Raw genomic sequence first — 16,487 nt, 5'->3', positions numbered from 1 at the left:
TCAATCGAGCGATGGCAGCGCGCGCGGCCGGCGGTCGCGATCGGTGGCGACGTAGGTGAGCATCGCCTCCGTCACCTTCACCACTTCGCCGTTCAGGCGCATGCGCTGCGCATACACCTCGACCGACACCGTCACCGACGTATTGCCCGTCTTCACGACTTCGGCATAGAAACTCAGCAGGTCGCCGACGAACACCGGCTGCTTGAAGATGAACGAGTTCACCGAGATGGTCGCGACGCGTCCGTTCGCGCGGCGGCTCGCCGGAATCGAGCCGGCGATATCGACTTGCGCCATGATCCAGCCGCCGAAGACGTCGCCGTGGACGTTCGAATCGGCGGGCTGCGGCATCACGCGCAGCGCGACCGGCTTGTCGGGGAGTTGCAGGGAGTCGGTCATCGATGGATTCCAGTTAGAAGCGCTTGAGCGGGGTGCCGTGCCATCTGCGACAATGAATGCATGACGATGGTGCCGGGCGTGTCTGTACGCGTTTTCAAGCCCGCCCGGGTCATCGAATTGTACGGGAAAGCACGCGCCGACGACGTGCTCCCGCCCCGCGATACAGCTCACGCGCGCCCGGTTTCACGGGGCGCCGCGACCCCATGCAGGTCCCGATTTCATGCGCCGCAATCCGACTACCGAGCCGGCCCCGCTCTCCAAAGGACCGCGCAACGACTGGCAAACCATCCGCTCGCTGCTGCCTTACCTCACCACCTACAAATGGCGCGTCGCATTCGCGCTCACTTGCCTCATCGGCGCGAAGGTCGCGAACCTGGGCGTGCCGGTCGTGATGAAGAAGATCGTCGACGGCCTGGCGTCCGTGCAGCATCTGACCGCGCTCGGACGCGCGCAGGATTCGCCGGGCATCGTGCTGATCGGTGGCATTGGATTGCTGGTCGTCGCGTATGCGGTCGTGCGGCTCTCGACCTCGCTCTTCACCGAATTGCGCGAACTGCTCTTCGCGAAAGTCACCGAGAGCGCCGTGCGCACGCTCGCGCTGCGCGTGTTCCGGCATCTGCATTCGCTGTCGCTGCGCTTTCATCTCGAACGGCAGACGGGCGGCATGTCGCGCGATATCGAACGCGGCACGCGCGGCATCCAGCAACTGGTGTCGTATTCGCTCTACAGCATCCTGCCGACGCTCGTCGAAGTGGGGCTCGTGCTCGGCTTCTTCGTCGCGAAGTACGAGGCGTATTACGCGATCGTCACGCTGATCGCGCTCGTCACGTACATCGTGTTCACGGTGAAAGTGACGGAGTGGCGCACGCATTTTCGCCGCACGATGAACGATCTCGATTCGAAGGCGAACTCGCGCGCGATCGATTCGCTGCTGAACTACGAGACGGTGAAGTATTTCGGCAACGAGGAGTGGGAAACGCAGCGCTACGACGAAAACCTGAGGCGCTACCGGAGCGCGGCGATCCAGTCGCAGCGCTCGCTCTCGATGCTGAACTTCGGCCAGCAAGCGATCATCGGGACGGGGCTCGTGTTTATCCTCTGGCGCGCCACTCAAGGCGTGATGGCGGGGCGCCTCACGCTCGGCGATCTCGTCTTGATCAACACGTTCATGCTGCAGCTCTATATCCCGCTGAATTTCCTGGGCGTGGTGTATCGCGAGCTGAAGCAAAGCCTCACCGACATGGACCGCATGTTCACGCTGCTCGCCGCCGGCCGCGAAGTGCCCGACGCGCCGAACGCGCAGCCGCTCGCGGTGCGTGGCGCGGCGGTGCGTTTCGAGAGCGTGAGCTTCGCCTACGAAAGCGCGCGGCCGATTCTCCATCACGTCGATTTCACCATTCCCGCGGGCACGACGACGGCCGTCGTCGGCCATAGCGGCTCGGGCAAGTCGACGCTCGGGCGGCTGCTCTTTCGCTTCTACGACCTCGACCGCGCGCACGGCGGACGCATCCTCATCGACGGACAGGATATCCGCGACGTCACGCAGGATTCGTTGCGCGCGGCGATCGGCATCGTGCCGCAGGACACGGTGCTCTTCAACGATTCGATTTACTACAACATCGCGTATGGGCGCCCGACAGCGACGCGCGATGAAGTGATCGCGGCAGCGCGCGCGGCGCATATTCACGATTTCATCGAGGGCTTGCCGGCGGGTTACGACACGCCGGTCGGCGAGCGCGGGCTGAAGCTGTCAGGCGGCGAGAAGCAGCGCGTGGCGATCGCGCGGACCTTGCTCAAGGACCCGCCGCTTTTGATCTTCGACGAAGCCACGTCGGCGCTGGACTCGAAATCCGAGCGCGCGATCCAGCACGAGCTCGATTCGATCGCCCGCGAGCGGACGACGCTCATCATCGCGCATCGGCTGTCGACGGTCGTGCATGCAGAGCAGATCATCGTGATGGATCACGGGCGCATCGTCGAGCGGGGCACGCATGCCGACCTGCTGGGCGCGGGCGGGCTCTTTTCGCAGATGTGGGCGCTGCAGCAGCAGCGGGCCGCGGAGCCGTCCACGACGACGGACGACGCCATCGCGCGTGCATGAAAAAAAGCGCCGATGCCTCGCGGCGTCGGCGCTTTTGGTCAGAGCAACGCGATCACTCCGTCGCGTGCACCGCCGCGATTCTCGCGCCGCCGTGCGTAGCGCCCGACATCGTCACCACCGCCCAGCGCAGCCACTGCGAACGCAGCGCGACGAGCAGGCCGAACGCGCAGGTTGCGAGCACGCCGAAGGTCGCGAAACCCATCTGATAGCTGCCGGTGCTTTCCTTTGCCATGCCCATGATCACCGGCAGATAGAACCCGCCGATCCCGCCCGCCGCCCCGACGATCCCCGACAGCAGCCCCGTCTTGCCTTTCCAGCGCTGCGGCACGAGTTGAAACGTCGAACCGTTGCCGAGCCCGAACGCGACATAGAGGCAAATCAGCAGAGCGATCCCGCCCGCCACCGGCGGCATCCAGATCGCGAACGCGAAGTCGGCGGCGGCGATCACCGCGAGCAGCACGATGAGCGCCCGCACGCCCGTCACGCGATCCGCGAGATAGCCGCCGAACGGCCGCACGATCGCTCCGAGAAACGCGAGCAGCGACATGAAGAGCCCCGCTTCGAGCTTCGGCATCTGATAGAGCGTCGTCAGCAAGAGCGTCACATACGACGACATCCCGACGAACCCGCCAAACGTGATGCTGTAGATCAGCATGATGACCCACGTATCACGCTCGGCGAGCACCGCGCGATAGCGGCTTGGCAGCACCGCGATCGCGAGCAGCGCGCCGATCACGGGCAGCACGAGCACGCCAGTGCGTCCGCCGCCGAACACGCCGCTGTGAACCGCGAGCACGAGCACGATCAGGCCACCCAGCGTCACCGCGAAGCTCACCAGCGCGCGCAGCGTGCTGCCGGTCTTCTCGCCTGCGTCCGAGGCCCACGCGTAGAGCGCCACCGCCGTGATAGCGAGGAGGGGCAGCGCGGCGGCCGTCGATAGCTTCCAGCCGAAGGCATCGGCGAGGTGGGGGAAAAGGAAGCCGTCGAGCACCGCGCCGATGTTGCCCGCTGCTGCCAAGCCCAGCACGAGGCCCTGGACCTTCGGCGCGTACGTGCTGCCCGCCATCGGCAGCGCGACGGCGAAGCTCGCGCCGCCCATGCCGAGGAACACGCCGAGCACGAGCATCAGCGAATAAGAGGGCACGCCCGGAAGGAGCGGCAGGACGATCGTCGGGATCGAGGAGAGCGCGACGCCCATCAGCGCGACGCGCCGTCCGTCCGTCGATTGATAGAGGTTGCCGAGCGTCACGCGCAGGATCGCGGCGGCGAGCACCGGCACGGCGACGAGGAAGCCCTGCTGGGCGGCCGTCATCGCGATGTCCTTGCTGATGAACGGCGCGAGCGGGCCATAGAGCACCCAGACGGTGAAGCCGGTATCGAAATAGAGGAAGCACGCAAGGAGCGAGCGCCAGTTGCCGCTTTTCAGCGACGTCGTCAGGTTCTTCATGCAGAGTCCTTGGATGGGCGGCGCGCGGCGCATTGACGCGCGCGCGGGAGAACCCAGGAGACTGCAAGCATCATGCCAATTATGTGCATGTTTGCTTGTTGCCAGCGCCGACGCGGGTTTCACCTGCGTTCGAAGCATGAAACGCTGCGAGGAGTCGCTGCACCGCAGCACCGCACGAGTGCGACCTGCTCGCGATTGGTGCGGCAACCCATCGCCCCGCTAAAATGCGGGCTTCATCGCCGACCCGCGCGAGAGGAGCGACAACGCATGGAACTCAAATGGCTCGAAGACTTCGTCTCGCTCGCGGAGACGCGCAGCTTCAGCCGCTCGGCCGAGATGCGGCACATCACGCAGCCCGCATTTTCGCGGCGCATCCAGGCGCTGGAAGCGTGGCTCTGCACGGAACTCATCGACCGTTCGGTCTATCCGACGCGTCTCACGCAAGCGGGTCAGGTCTTCTACGAGCAGGCGCTCGCGATGCTCTCGCAATTCCACGAGGCGCGCACGCTCCTGCGCGGACAAGGCGGCGCGCCCACCGCGACGATCGAATTCGCCGTCCCGCACACGTTGTCGCTGACATATTTCCCGCGCTGGCTGCATCGCATCGAAGCGCGGCTCGGGCGCATCCATACGCGGCTGCGCGCGCTGAACGTGCATGACGCGGTGCTGTCGCTCGTCGAAGGCGGGTGCGACCTCGTGATGGGCTATCACCATCCGAGTCACCCCGTCGCGCTCGATCCCGCGCGCTACGACATGCTCGCGCTCGGCACCGAGCCGATCAGCCCGTTCTCGGCGGTGACCAAGGGCGGCCGCGCGCGCTACACGCTGCCTGCAAGCGCCGAGGCTCCGGTGCCGTATCTGTCGTACACGCCGAACGCCTACCTCGGCCGCATGACGGAAGTCATCATCGCGACGGCGCCGACGCGTCTTCATCTTGACAAGGTCTACGAAACCGACATGGCCGAGGGCCTCAAGGCGATGGCGCTCGCGGGCCACGGCGTCGCGTTCCTGCCGCACAGCGCGGTGGAGGACGCGGTGGAGGAAGGGCGCCTGATCCGCCTCGACCGGGGCACGCGCGGCACGCCCGCCGGCCAGTTCACGCTGACGATGGAAATCCGCCTCTATCGCGACAAGCTGGCTTCGCAAGGCGACGATCCGCGCCAGGCACTCACCCGTAGCCTGTGGGACGCCGTCATCGACGAACTCGCCGAGCGTGCCGCCGAAACCCAGACGGGATAAGCTTCTCCTGCGCTATGCGCGAAACGCATAATCGGATAAGGAAACGGCATTGGATTTCGCGACAGCCTTTTTCGACAATGTGCGCATTGCCAAAAACGCTGGAGCGTAAATGTCATCTCCGAAGCACGACCTGCCGTCACCCGCCGCCCAACACGCCATTCCGTCGTATCTCCACGCCGACGATCTCGGCCCCTGGGGCAACTATCTGAAGCAGGTCGATCGCGTCGCGCCTTATCTCGGCTCGCTCTCGCGCTGGCTCGAAACCCTCAAGCGCCCGAAGCGCATCCTGATCGTCGATTGCCCGATCGAACTCGATAACGGCACCGTCGCGCACTTCGAGGGCTATCGCGTGCAGCACAACACGTCGCGCGGCCCGGGCAAGGGCGGCGTGCGTTACCACCAGGACGTGACGCTCTCGGAAGTGATGGCGCTCTCCGCGTGGATGTCGGTGAAGAACGCGGCCGTGAACGTGCCGTATGGCGGCGCGAAGGGCGGCATCCGCGTCGATCCGCGCACGCTCTCGCGCGGCGAGCTCGAACGCCTGACGCGCCGCTATACCAGCGAAATCGGCATCATCATCGGGCCGAACACCGACATCCCCGCGCCGGACGTGAACACGAACGAGCAGATCATGGCGTGGATGATGGACACGTACTCGATGAACCAGGGGCAAACGGCGACGGGTGTGGTGACCGGCAAGCCGATCTCGCTCGGCGGCTCGCTCGGCCGCAAGGAAGCGACCGGACGCGGCGTGTTCGTCGTCGGCACGGAAGCGGCGCGGCGCATCGGCTTCGACATCGAAGGCGCGCGCATCGCGGTGCAGGGCTTCGGCAACGTCGGCGGGATCGCGGCGCGGTTGTTCCAGGAAGCCGGCGCGCGGGTCGTCGCCGTGCAGGATCACACGGGCACGATCCATAACTCGAAGGGCATCGATGCGGTCGCGCTGCTCGATCACGTCGCGCAGAACGGCGGCGTGGGCGGCTTCAAGGGCGCGGACCCGGTTTCCGCCGACGAGTTCTGGACCATCGAAAGCGACATCCTGATCCCGGCTGCGCTCGAAGGTCAGATCACGGAAAAGAACGCAGCGAAGATCAAGACGAAGATCGTGGTGGAAGGCGCGAACGGCCCGACGACCACCGCCGCCGACGACATCCTTCACGACAAGGGCATCCTCGTGATCCCCGACGTCGTGGCGAACGCGGGCGGCGTGACGGTCTCGTACTTCGAGTGGGTGCAGGACTTCTCGAGCTTCTTCTGGACCGAGGACGAGATCAACCAGCGCCTCGAACGCGTGATGCGCGAAGCGTTCGCGGCGGTGTGGGCTGTAGCAAGCGAGCACAAGGTGTCTGTGCGGACGGCCGCGTTCATCGTCGCTTGTTCGCGCATTCTGATGGCGCGTGAAATGCGCGGTCTCTATCCGTGATCGCCGGCTTCGCTTCACACGGCGCTCGCCCGGTTTTATGCCGCGTTCGCGCCCTTTAAAAAACAGGCGCCATCCGCTTCGGATGGCGCCTGTTTTTGCATGCAAACTACAGTTAGAATGCGCGTCGCGCGGGGCTTGCGCGGCTTCCGGGTAAATTTCGGGACGTGTGGTTAACAATCATTCTTTCAGAATAATTACCCTGCTAAACTTGCCCCGTTTTCGCCACAGGAGATCGAACAAATGAAGATTAAAAAAGCCGCGCTGGTGCTCGCCGCTCTGGGTTTTCTCGCAACGAGCGCATACGCTCAGGATGCAGGCACGCTCAAGAAGATCAAGGACACGGGAGTGATCTCGCTGGGTCACCGCGAGTCGTCGATCCCGTTCTCGTATTACGACGACAAGCAGAACGTCGTCGGCTATTCGCATGAGTTCGCGCTGAAGGTGGTGGAAGCCGTCAAGCAGAAGCTCAACATGCCGAACCTGAAGGTGAAGCTCACGCCGATCACGTCGCAAAACCGCATTCCGCTCGTGCAGAACGGCACGGTCGACATCGAGTGCGGCTCGACCACGAACAACGCCGAGCGTCAGCAGCAGGTCTCGTTCTCCAACACGATCTTCGTGATCGGCACGCGCCTCATGACCAAGAAGGATTCGGGCGTGAAGACATGGGACGACCTGAAGGGCAAGACCGTCGTGACGACCGCGGGCACCACGTCCGAGCGCCTGCTTCGCAAGATGAACCAGGACAAGAGCATGGGCATGAACATCATCAGCGCGAAGGATCACGGCGAGTCGTTCCTGACGCTGTCGACCGGCCGCGCCGTTGCGTTCATGATGGACGACGCACTGCTCGCGGGCGAGCGCGCGAAGTCGAACAATCCGGGCGATTTCGTGATCGTCGGCGACCCGCAGTCGCATGAAGCGTACGGCTGCATGATTCGCAAGAACGATCCGGAGTTCAAGAAGGTCGTCGACGACGCAATCGCGAAGGTCGAAACCTCGGGCGAAGGCGCCGCGATCTACAAGAAGTGGTTCGAAAGCCCGATTCCGCCGAAGGGTTTGAACCTGAACTTCCCGGAAAGCGATGACATCAAGGCCCTCTTCAAGAGCCCGAATGACAAGGCAATCGACTAACCTGTCCGGGTATCGATAAACGAAACGGAAGGAGCGTCCCGCTTCTTCCGTTTTCTTTTGGAGTTGAGTCCATGTCTTATCACTGGAACTGGGGCGTTCTGCTGAGTCCGGTTTCGACCGGCGAGCCCACTACCTACCTCGGCTGGCTGATTTCCGGCTTCTGGGTGACCGTCACCGTGTCGCTCGCCGCGTGGGTGATCGCGCTCGTGGTCGGCTCGCTGTTCGGCATCTTGCGCACGGTCCCGAATCGCTTTCTCGCAGGCATCGGCACGGTCTACGTGGCGATCTTCCGCAATATTCCGCTGATCGTGCAGTTCTTCATCTGGTATCTCGTGATACCGGAACTGTTGCCGCCATCGATCGGAAACTGGTTCAAGCAATTGCCGCCGGGCGCGCAGTTCTTCTCGTCGTCGATCATCTGTCTCGGGCTCTTCACCGGTGCGCGCGTCTGCGAGCAGGTGCGCTCGGGCATCAACGCGCTGCCGCGCGGCCAGCGCGCAGCGGGCCTCGCAATGGGCCTCACGCAATGGCAGACGTACCGCTACGTGCTGATGCCGGTCGCGTACCGGATCATCGTGCCACCGCTCACGTCGGAGTTTTTGAACGTGTTCAAGAACTCCGCAGTCGCCTCGACGATCGGCTTGCTCGACTTGTCGGCGCAGGCGCGCCAGCTCGTCGACTACACCGCGCAGACGTATGAGTCGTTCATCGCCGTGACGATCGCGTACATGCTGATCAACCTGGTCGTCATGCTGCTGATGCGCTGGGTCGAAGCGAAGACCCGGCTGCCCGGCTACATCGGAGGCAAGTGATGCATCATTTCAATTGGAGCGGCGTCATCGGCGCGCTGCCGACTCTCTGGACCGGCGCGATCATCACGCTGCAGATCACGGTGCTGGCGATTGTCGTCGGTATCGTCTGGGGCACGGTGATCGCGCTGATGCGCCTGTCGGGCATCAAGCCGCTCGTGTGGTTCGCGAACATCTACGTCACGCTGTTCCGCTCGATCCCGCTCGTCATGGTGCTGCTGTGGTTCTTCCTGATCGTGCCGCAGTTGCTGCAGAATGTGCTCGGGTTGTCGGCGGATATCGACATTCGCCTCGCCTCCGCGATGGTCGCGTTCTCGCTTTTCGAGGCCGCGTACTATTCGGAAATCATCCGCGCCGGCATCCAGTCGGTCTCGCGCGGACAGGTGAACGCGGCGTTCGCGCTCGGCATGACGTACTCGCAGTCGATGAAGCTCGTCGTGCTGCCGCAGGCGTTTCGCGCGATGGTGCCACTATTGCTCACGCAGGCCATCGTGCTGTTTCAGGATACGTCGCTCGTCTACGTGATCAGCCTCGCGGACTTCTTCCGCACGGCGACGAACGTCGGTGACCGTGACGGTACGACCGTCGAAATGGTCCTGTTCGCCGGCGCGTGTTATTTCGTGGTTTGCGTGGCGGCCTCGGCCCTCGTCAAAAGTCTTCAGAAAAAGGTCGCAAGATGATCTCCTTGAAAAATGTTTCCAAGTGGTACGGTCCGTTCCAGGTGCTGACCGACTGCACGACCGAAGTGAAAAAGGGTGAAGTGGTGGTGGTTTGCGGCCCGTCGGGTTCGGGCAAGTCGACGCTCATCAAGACCGTGAACGGCCTTGAGCCGTTCCAGAAGGGCGAGATCACGATCAACGGGCAGTCTGTCGGCGACAAGAAGACCAACTTGTCGAAGCTGCGCGCGAAGGTCGGCATGGTGTTCCAGCACTTCGAACTGTTTCCGCATCTTTCGATCGTGCAGAACCTGACGCTAGCGCAGGTCAAGGTACTCGGCCGTTCGAACGACGAAGCCACCGCGAAGGGCCTGAAGCTGCTCGATCGCGTGGGCCTGCGCGCTCACGCCGACAAATATCCGGGTCAGTTGTCAGGCGGACAGCAGCAGCGCGTGGCGATCGCGCGGGCGCTGTCGATGGACCCGATCGCGATGCTCTTCGACGAACCTACTTCGGCGCTCGACCCTGAGATGATCAACGAAGTGCTCGATGTGATGGTCGAACTGGCGCAGGAAGGCATGACGATGATGTGCGTCACGCACGAAATGGGCTTTGCCAAGAAGGTCGCGCATCGCGTGGTCTTCATGGACAAGGGCTTGATCGTGGAAGACGACAAGAAGGAAGAGTTCTTCGCGAATCCGAAGTCGGATCGCGCGAAGGATTTTCTGGCGAAGATTCTGCACTGAGCTTCGGTTTTGCCCAGGCGAGAAAAAACGCGGTTTCTTTTGCGAGAAGCCGCGTTTTTGTATAAACCGCGCGAATTACTTCGTATTGTCCTGAACCGTTGCGTCCGGCGCGTTCTTCTTCACCGAAACGATGCCGTTCTCCATCGCCGACGTGCTGCTGTATCCCTCGCTCACGCCGATCACTTCGTGATTGCCGGCTTTGAGCGTGAACATCGGCTCGCCCTTCGCGTTTTCCTTGCGGTCGTAGCGCTCGTCGAGCGGCGCGTTCTTGCGCACCGATTCGATCCCGTGTTCCGCCGATGCCCGCGTCACATACAACTCGCTTTGCAGGATCGGCTCCCCGTTGCCCGCGCGCAAGTTGAAGTAGAACTGGCCGTTCTTCGCTTTATCGATGACGAATTTTCCTGACATGGCCCTTCCTTTTTGAGGTGAGTGAAGCCTGAGTCTAGGGTGTCACCGCATGCTACGGCGTCGAGGTGACAATTGTTAACGATGCGTTATTCAATGCCCAATGCCGTTTCCACTGCCGCCGTCGAATCGATCTTCAGCGCCGATTCAACGCACACCTTGCACAGCGGTTCGGCGGCTTTCTTCGCTACTTCGTCCGGCACGGGAATGTTCACCGTCCGTTGCAGCGCGCCTTTCTGAAACATCGCGAGATCGCCGGGGGCGAAGCGCGTCCAGATTTCATTGTCGGTGAGCGGCGACGTCGCGATCACGGCGACGCGGTCTTCCGGCGTCGTGTACTTCGCGAAATCGATCGACATGTCCGCGTCGATCAGATGCGCCGTCGAAAACGGCCAGCTGCGTACGAGATAGTACAAATGCGTCGAACAATGTGAGAACAGCGCCTGTCCGTTCGACATCAGGAAATTGAACACGCCGTGTTGCGTGATGTCGCGCGTGAGCGTGGCGAGCGCATCGAAGAGTTCGTCGAGCGGCGGCTGCGAGCCGGGAAACGCTTCGCGCAGGCCTTGCAGCAGCGCGCAGAACGCGAGTTCGCTGTCCGTCGTGCCAACTGGCTGGTAGACGCCGGTGAATTCAGGATCGTGGCCTTTCAGGTCGCCGTTGTGCGCGAAGATCCAGTGCCGGCCCCACAGTTCGCGCAAAAACGGATGGCAGTTTTCGAGCAGGATGTGCCCCTGCGTCGCCTTGCGAATGTGCGCGATCGTGTTCTTCGACTTGATCGGATAACGCTTCACCATCTCGGCGAGCGGCGAACTGGCCGACGACTGATGGTCGATGAACAACCGGCACGCTTTGTCTTCGAAGAAGGCGATGCCCCAGCCGTCGGCGTGGTGATCGGTGACGCCGCCGCGCGCCGCGAAGCCGGTGAACGAGAACGTCACGTCCGTCGGTTCCGCGCAGTTCATTCCGAGAAGTTGGCACATGTTGCAGAGGCTGGCAGGCTTGGGTGTTAGGGCGAATTGTTACAATGGTGTCTCACAAGCATAGCACCGAGCCAATCGCCAAAAAATCGATCATCCAGCGCGTGCGGGCATCGTTGTTGATTTTCCACGGCGGTTTTTGCCGCTTTTTGCTTCGATCGCCATCCGTTGCCGGATTTTTGATTCGTCCCTCCGTCCTCCGACCGTTCTCGCCATGTCAGCTCTCTCGTCCGCCGCTTCAGAATCGACGCAGTCTCCCGCCACGCTCACGATCGCGCGCCCCGACGACTGGCACCTGCACGTGCGCGACGGCGCCATGCTCGCCGCCGTCCTGCCGCACACCGCGCGCCAGTTCGGCCGCGCGATCATCATGCCGAACCTGCGCCCGCCGGTCACGACGACCGCGATGGCCGCCGCGTATCGCGAGCGCATCCTTGCCGCGCTGCCGAAAGAGGGCACGGACGCCACGTTCGAGCCGCTGATGACGCTCTATCTCACCGACAACACGCCGCCCGACGAAATCCGCCGTGCACGCGCGAGCGGGTTCGTGCACGGTGTGAAGCTGTATCCGGCGGGCGCGACGACGAATTCGGACGCCGGCGTCACCGATCTCCAGAAATGCGCGGCTACGCTCGAAGCGATGCAGGAAAGCGGCATGCCGCTGCTGGTGCACGGCGAAGTGACTGATTCGTCGATCGATTTGTTCGATCGCGAAAAGGTGTTCATCGACCGCGTGATGACGCCGCTGCGGCGCGATTTTCCCGCGCTGAAGGTGGTGTTTGAACACATCACGACGAAGGATGCCGCCGATTACGTGCGCGAGGCGAGCGGCCCGATCGGCGCGACAATCACCGCGCACCACTTGCTGTACAACCGCAACGCGATTTTTCTCGGCGGAATTCGGCCGCATTACTACTGCCTGCCGGTGTTGAAGCGCGAGACGCATCGCGTGGCGCTGGTCGAGGCGGCGACTTCGGGCAATTCGCGCTTTTTCCTCGGCACGGACAGCGCGCCGCATCCGAAGGGTTTGAAGGAGCACGCGTGCGGCTGCGCGGGTTGTTACACGGCGCTGCACGCGCTCGAGCTCTACACCGAAGCCTTCGACAAAGCCGGCGCGCTCGACATGCTCGAAGGATTCGCGAGCTTCTTCGGCCCGGATTTCTACAGTTTGCCGCGCAGCAAGGAAACGGTGACGCTGCGCCGCGAATCGTGGACGCTGCCCGCCGAATTCATGGCCGGCGACGCCGAAGTCGTGCCGTTGCGGGGCGGGGAAACGATCGGCTGGCGGCAGGTTTAAGCGCCTTTTCGTGCGCTGAGTGTATGACCCTGCCGTTCAAGCGTATCGATTGGACGCAGCCGTGGCTCGCGCCGCTCGCCGAACGCGGCGTGCGCTGGCAATCGGCGGCGATCGACGGCTACTCGATATATCTCGAAACGCTCAACGCCGACGCCCGTTCGATGGACATCACGACCGGCCGCGGCAAACCGCTTTCTTTTATCGCGCAGGACGATTTACCGGCGGGTGCGTCCTACGAGGCGCACATCGCCGCTACCGGTTGCGTGCCGACGCGCCACAATCTCCACGATTTCTTCAACGCGTCGATCTGGTTCCAGTTTCCGCGCATCAAGGCGGCGCTGAACGCACGGCAGGCGGCGCAAATCGATGCGCTCGGCATCGGCCCGACGCGCGGCGTTCTGCGCGACGCGCTCACCCTTTTCGATGAAAACGCCGTGCTGTTCGTCTGCGCCGATCCGGCGCTGTCGGACGCATTGCGCGATTTCGACTGGCGCACGCTTTTCGTGACGCGGCGTGCGGATTGGGGCGTGCGCTGCGAAGCGCAAATCTTCGGCCACGCGCTTCTGGAAAAGCTCGTCGCGCCGTACAAGGCGTGCACGGGGCACGCATGGATCGTCGCCGTCCCGCCCGGTTATTTCTCCCTCGACGATTCAAAACGCCGCGTCCTGCTTGACGAACGAGTCGCAAAAACGCTGCTGGACCACCCCCCGACGAGCCGCGATTTCGCTCCGTTGCCTGTTTTGGGTGTGCCGGGGTGGTTTCCGGCGAACGAATTTCCCCCATTCTACGACGACACGAGCGTCTTCCGCCCCGGCCGCCGCCATCGCGGATAAGGCTCCGCCGGCGCGAGTAATCGCCGCAATCCGCCCAACCCGGCATGTTAAAATTCATCTCGCAAAGCAGGCCAGGCAGTCGCGGCTTTTCCGGTTTCGGCTGGAAAAGGCGAGGAAAGTCCGGACTCCACAGGGCAGGGTGATGGCTAACGGCCATCCGTGGCAACACGCGGAACAGGGCAACAGAGAGCAAACCGCCGATGGCCCGGTGCAAATCGGGATCAGGTAAGGGTGAAACGGTGCGGTAAGAGCGCACCGCGGCTGTCGCGAGACAGACCGGCACGGTAACCTCCACCCGGAGCAATTCCAAATAGGCAGGCGCGCATCGTCACGATGCAGGACGGGGCCCCCGTCTCGTCTGCGGGTAGGAAGCTTGAGCGCGTCAGCAATGGCGCGCCTAGAGGAATGACTGCCACGCGCTTCGCGTCTTCGGATGCGGTGCGTGCACAGAATCCGGCTTATCGGCCTGCTTTGTCGTCATTCAAAGTCAAAAAGCCGGCGTCAGTGATGACGCCGGCTTTTTGCATTCTGTTCTGCTGAATCGCGCGTTCAGGTCGGCACGATGTCGAAAGAATGGGTCAGTTCGGCGGTTTTCGCGATCATGATCGACGCCGAGCAGTACTTGTCGTGTGACAGGTTGATCGCGCGCTCGACCGTCGACGGATTCAGGTTTTTGCCCGTTACCGTGAAGTGGAAGTGGATCTTCGTGAACACCTTGGGGTCTTCACTGGCGCGCTCGGCCTTGAGCGTCACCGAGCAGCCCGCGACTTCCTGGCGGCTCTTTTTCAGGATCATCACGACGTCGTAGGCTGTGCAGCCGCCGGTGCCGAGCAGCACCATTTCCATCGGACGCGGCGCGAGGTTGCGGCCGCCGCCGTCGGGGGCGCCATCCATCGTGACAAGGTGGCCGCTACCGGTTTCGGCGGCGAACGCCATGCCATCCTGTCCCATCCAGCTAACTTTGCATTCCATCTCAGGCTCCAGCGCGCTTGCTACGTTGTTTTTCAAGCGGATTATTGTAGCTGTTTGTCGTTTCGCAAGATGCCCACGCTCCGCGCAACTCCGGGTTGACGGATGCTGATTAGCGAAATAGTGCCGGGGACCACGTGGACCGTAATGAAATCCGAAGAGAACCTCTAGACCGCTCGCGAATTTCAGATTTGCTTGCATGGCTAACACAAGTCATTGTTTTAGAGAGGAATTACGCGGAGGTGTGCGGACGTTCGTCGATATCACATTACGGAAAACAATCTCATGATGCGAATTTTATTGCTTGACAGAAGACTGCTACCTATACTCTGCTCATTGGTTGTCGCAGTTAGACGAATCTACCGCGTCTCCTCCACCTCCTCCTGGTGGATTCAGCCCGAGCCTCAGATGCTCGGGCTTTTTTTCGTCCGGTCCTCGTTCGTCACGTCACAGATCGCGCAACTTTTGACGCAGCATGCAAAATCCCCTTATAATTCAAAGTTCTCTTCGCACAATGCCCGCGAAGGGGAATCAGGGAGAGCCTGCACGCGCCTCGATGCGCAACTTATATACAAGCGGGACAGCAAGGGCACAGTTAATTTTTTGGATCGATCATGAAAACGTTTTCCGCAAAAGCCCATGAGGTGACGCGTGAATGGTACGTGATTGACGCGACGGATAAGGTTCTCGGCCGTGTCGCCAGCGAAGTGGCACGCCGTCTTCGCGGCAAGCACAAACCCGAGTTCACCCCGCACGTCGACACTGGTGATTTCATCGTCATCATTAACGCCGGCAAGCTGAAGGTCACGGGCAACAAGGCAACCGACAAGAAGTACTATCGTCACTCGGGCTACCCGGGCGGCATCTACGAAACGACGTTTGGCAAGATGCAAGAGCGTTTCCCGGGCCGCGCGCTCGAGAAGGCGGTCAAAGGCATGCTGCCGAAGGGTCCGCTCGGCTACGCGATGATCAAGAAGCTGAAGGTCTACGCCGACGCAACGCATCCGCATACGGCTCAACAGCCTAAAGCGCTCGAGATCTAAGGGGAGCCCACATGATCGGTAACTGGAACTACGGTACGGGCCGCCGCAAGAGCGCCGTCGCTCGTGTCTTCATCAAGGCAGGCAAGGGCGACATCATCGTCAACGGCAAGCCCATCGCCGACTACTTCTCGCGCGAAACGTCGCTGATGATCGTGCGCCAGCCGCTCGAACTGACGAGCCACGCCACCACGTTCGACATCAAGGTCAACGTGGCGGGCGGCGGCGAAACGGGTCAAGCCGGCGCGGTTCGCCACGGCATCACGCGCGCACTGATGGACTACGACGCAACGCTCAAGCCGACGCTGTCGAGCGCTGGCTTCGTGACGCGTGACGCGCGTGAAGTGGAACGTAAGAAGGTCGGTTTCCACAAGGCACGCCGCAGGAAGCAATTCTCGAAGCGTTAAGCCGTATCGCGCTTTTCGTCCGCTGGGCGAATCGCTGCGAAAAGCCGCTGGCGTCATGCGCCGGCGGCTTTTTATTTTTTGCGACACGGATTCGTCCGCAAGCGCCATCTATATCGATATAGCCCATTGATTTCATGGGCTTCCAGCACGATATTGAGATCGGCCCTACAATGACGGATAGAAGCTTTTTTGGAGAGTTCGAATGAACGCTGTCACCGACACCCCCACGACCGAAATGCCGATGCCGTTCGTCTTCACCGACGCGGCCGCTGACAAGGTCAAGCAACTGATCGACGAGGAAGGCAATCCGGACCTGAAGCTGCGCGTGTTCGTGCAGGGCGGCGGGTGTTCGGGTTTCCAGTACGGCTTCACGTTCGACGAAGCCGTCAATGAAGACGACACCGTGATGGACAAGGCCGGTGTCCAGTTGCTAATCGACTCGATGAGCTATCAGTATCTGGTCGGCGCGGAGATCGACTATAAGGACGACCTCAACGGCGCGCAGTTCGTGATCAAGAACCCGAATGCGTCGACGACTTGCGGTTGCGGATCGTCGTTCTCGGTGTGATTCTTTAGCACCAAAGCGGTATGAAAAAGCGGAG

17 protein-coding genes and 1 other RNA gene are annotated in these 16,487 nt (G+C 62.2%); 13 read left to right on the top strand and 5 right to left on the bottom strand.

From position 1 onward, the window contains the following. A complete protein-coding gene (locus tag AWB65_RS01915) occupies positions 1-396 on the bottom strand; it encodes an acyl-CoA thioesterase (RefSeq protein WP_087665507.1) in 396 nt (131 codons plus the stop codon). 220 nt (positions 397-616) lie between these two features. Between AWB65_RS01915 and AWB65_RS01910 the strand changes: the two genes are divergently transcribed. Next, the gene (locus AWB65_RS01910; RefSeq protein ID WP_087665506.1) at positions 617-2,497 is read left to right on the top strand and encodes an ABCB family ABC transporter ATP-binding protein/permease; all 1,881 of its coding nucleotides are present in this window, start codon (positions 617-619) and stop codon (positions 2,495-2,497) included. 52 nt (positions 2,498-2,549) lie between these two features. Here the strand turns inward: AWB65_RS01910 and AWB65_RS01905 are convergent, their stop codons facing one another. Beyond that, a complete protein-coding gene (locus tag AWB65_RS01905) occupies positions 2,550-3,944 on the bottom strand; it encodes an MFS transporter (RefSeq protein ID WP_235007470.1) in 1,395 nt (464 codons plus the stop codon). Between the two features lie 267 nt (positions 3,945-4,211). Here AWB65_RS01905 and AWB65_RS01900 point away from each other — a divergent pair, with 267 nt between their 5' ends. The 6 genes from AWB65_RS01900 (at position 4,212) to AWB65_RS01875 (ending at position 9,951) form a co-directional block, all read left to right on the top strand. Continuing rightward, positions 4,212-5,183: a LysR substrate-binding domain-containing protein gene (locus AWB65_RS01900; protein ID WP_087665505.1), complete on the top strand. Its 972-nt coding sequence runs from the start codon at positions 4,212-4,214 to the stop codon at positions 5,181-5,183. A gap of 109 nt (positions 5,184-5,292) precedes the next feature. Beyond that, positions 5,293-6,606, top strand: a complete 1,314-nt coding sequence (locus tag AWB65_RS01895) for a Glu/Leu/Phe/Val family dehydrogenase (protein ID WP_087665504.1) — start codon at positions 5,293-5,295, stop codon at positions 6,604-6,606. 240 nt (positions 6,607-6,846) lie between these two features. Next, complete coding sequence (locus tag AWB65_RS01890) at positions 6,847-7,740, top strand: glutamate/aspartate ABC transporter substrate-binding protein (RefSeq protein ID WP_087665503.1); 894 nt, start codon at positions 6,847-6,849, stop codon at positions 7,738-7,740. A 71-nt stretch (positions 7,741-7,811) separates the two neighbouring features. Next, positions 7,812-8,552 (top strand): amino acid ABC transporter permease, encoded by a 741-nt coding sequence (locus AWB65_RS01885; protein WP_087665502.1) that lies wholly within the window; start codon positions 7,812-7,814, stop codon positions 8,550-8,552. Next, on the top strand, positions 8,552-9,229 hold the full coding sequence (gltK, locus tag AWB65_RS01880) for a glutamate/aspartate ABC transporter permease GltK (protein ID WP_087665501.1): 678 nt from the start codon (positions 8,552-8,554) through the stop codon (positions 9,227-9,229). The genes AWB65_RS01885 and gltK overlap by 1 nt, the downstream gene beginning before the upstream one ends. Then, positions 9,226-9,951: an amino acid ABC transporter ATP-binding protein gene (locus AWB65_RS01875; protein ID WP_087665500.1), complete on the top strand. Its 726-nt coding sequence runs from the start codon at positions 9,226-9,228 to the stop codon at positions 9,949-9,951. Before gltK ends, AWB65_RS01875 begins: the two co-directional genes overlap by 4 nt. 75 nt (positions 9,952-10,026) lie before the next feature. Here the strand turns inward: AWB65_RS01875 and AWB65_RS01870 are convergent, their stop codons facing one another. Together AWB65_RS01870 and AWB65_RS01865 are read right to left on the bottom strand one after the other, a co-directional pair. Further along, a complete protein-coding gene (locus tag AWB65_RS01870; RefSeq protein ID WP_087665499.1) occupies positions 10,027-10,362 on the bottom strand; it encodes a YegP family protein in 336 nt (111 codons plus the stop codon). 86 nt (positions 10,363-10,448) lie between these two features. Then, entirely contained in the window at positions 10,449-11,342 is an 894-nt protein-coding gene (locus tag AWB65_RS01865; protein ID WP_087665498.1) for a class II glutamine amidotransferase, read from the bottom strand. 211 nt (positions 11,343-11,553) lie between these two features. Between AWB65_RS01865 and pyrC the strand changes: the two genes are divergently transcribed. The 3 genes from pyrC to rnpB all read left to right on the top strand — a co-directional run bounded on the left by pyrC (position 11,554) and on the right by rnpB (position 13,946). Beyond that, on the top strand, positions 11,554-12,636 hold the full coding sequence (gene pyrC / locus AWB65_RS01860) for a dihydroorotase (protein ID WP_087665497.1): 1,083 nt from the start codon (positions 11,554-11,556) through the stop codon (positions 12,634-12,636). Between the two features lie 23 nt (positions 12,637-12,659). Then, positions 12,660-13,469 carry a DUF3025 domain-containing protein gene (locus tag AWB65_RS01855; RefSeq protein WP_087665496.1) on the top strand — a complete coding sequence of 270 codons (810 nt, stop codon included), beginning with the start codon at positions 12,660-12,662 and terminating at the stop codon, positions 13,467-13,469. 63 nt (positions 13,470-13,532) lie between these two features. Beyond that, positions 13,533-13,946: RNase P RNA component class A (gene rnpB / locus AWB65_RS01850), an RNA gene on the top strand. Positions 13,947-14,018: 72 nt separating this feature from the next. Here rnpB and AWB65_RS01845 read toward each other — a convergent pair. Further along, positions 14,019-14,441 carry an OsmC family protein gene (locus AWB65_RS01845; protein WP_087665495.1) on the bottom strand — a complete coding sequence of 141 codons (423 nt, stop codon included), beginning with the start codon at positions 14,439-14,441 and terminating at the stop codon, positions 14,019-14,021. Between the two features lie 611 nt (positions 14,442-15,052). Here AWB65_RS01845 and rplM point away from each other — a divergent pair. The 3 genes from rplM (at position 15,053) to erpA (ending at position 16,453) form a co-directional block, all read left to right on the top strand. Continuing rightward, positions 15,053-15,481: a 50S ribosomal protein L13 gene (gene rplM / locus AWB65_RS01840; protein ID WP_087665494.1), complete on the top strand. Its 429-nt coding sequence runs from the start codon at positions 15,053-15,055 to the stop codon at positions 15,479-15,481. A gap of 11 nt (positions 15,482-15,492) precedes the next feature. After that, positions 15,493-15,885 carry a 30S ribosomal protein S9 gene (gene rpsI, locus AWB65_RS01835; RefSeq protein ID WP_087665493.1) on the top strand — a complete coding sequence of 131 codons (393 nt, stop codon included), beginning with the start codon at positions 15,493-15,495 and terminating at the stop codon, positions 15,883-15,885. Positions 15,886-16,087: 202 nt separating this feature from the next. Then, positions 16,088-16,453 carry an iron-sulfur cluster insertion protein ErpA gene (gene erpA / locus AWB65_RS01830; RefSeq protein WP_087665492.1) on the top strand — a complete coding sequence of 122 codons (366 nt, stop codon included), beginning with the start codon at positions 16,088-16,090 and terminating at the stop codon, positions 16,451-16,453. The last annotated feature ends 34 nt before the right edge of the window (positions 16,454-16,487 follow it).

This window comes from Caballeronia humi (genome assembly GCF_001544475.1).
Classification (GTDB): Bacteria; Pseudomonadota; Gammaproteobacteria; order Burkholderiales; family Burkholderiaceae; genus Caballeronia; species Caballeronia humi.
Note: the sequence above shows the minus strand (reverse complement) of the source record. Positions and strands in the feature narration are given on the sequence as shown.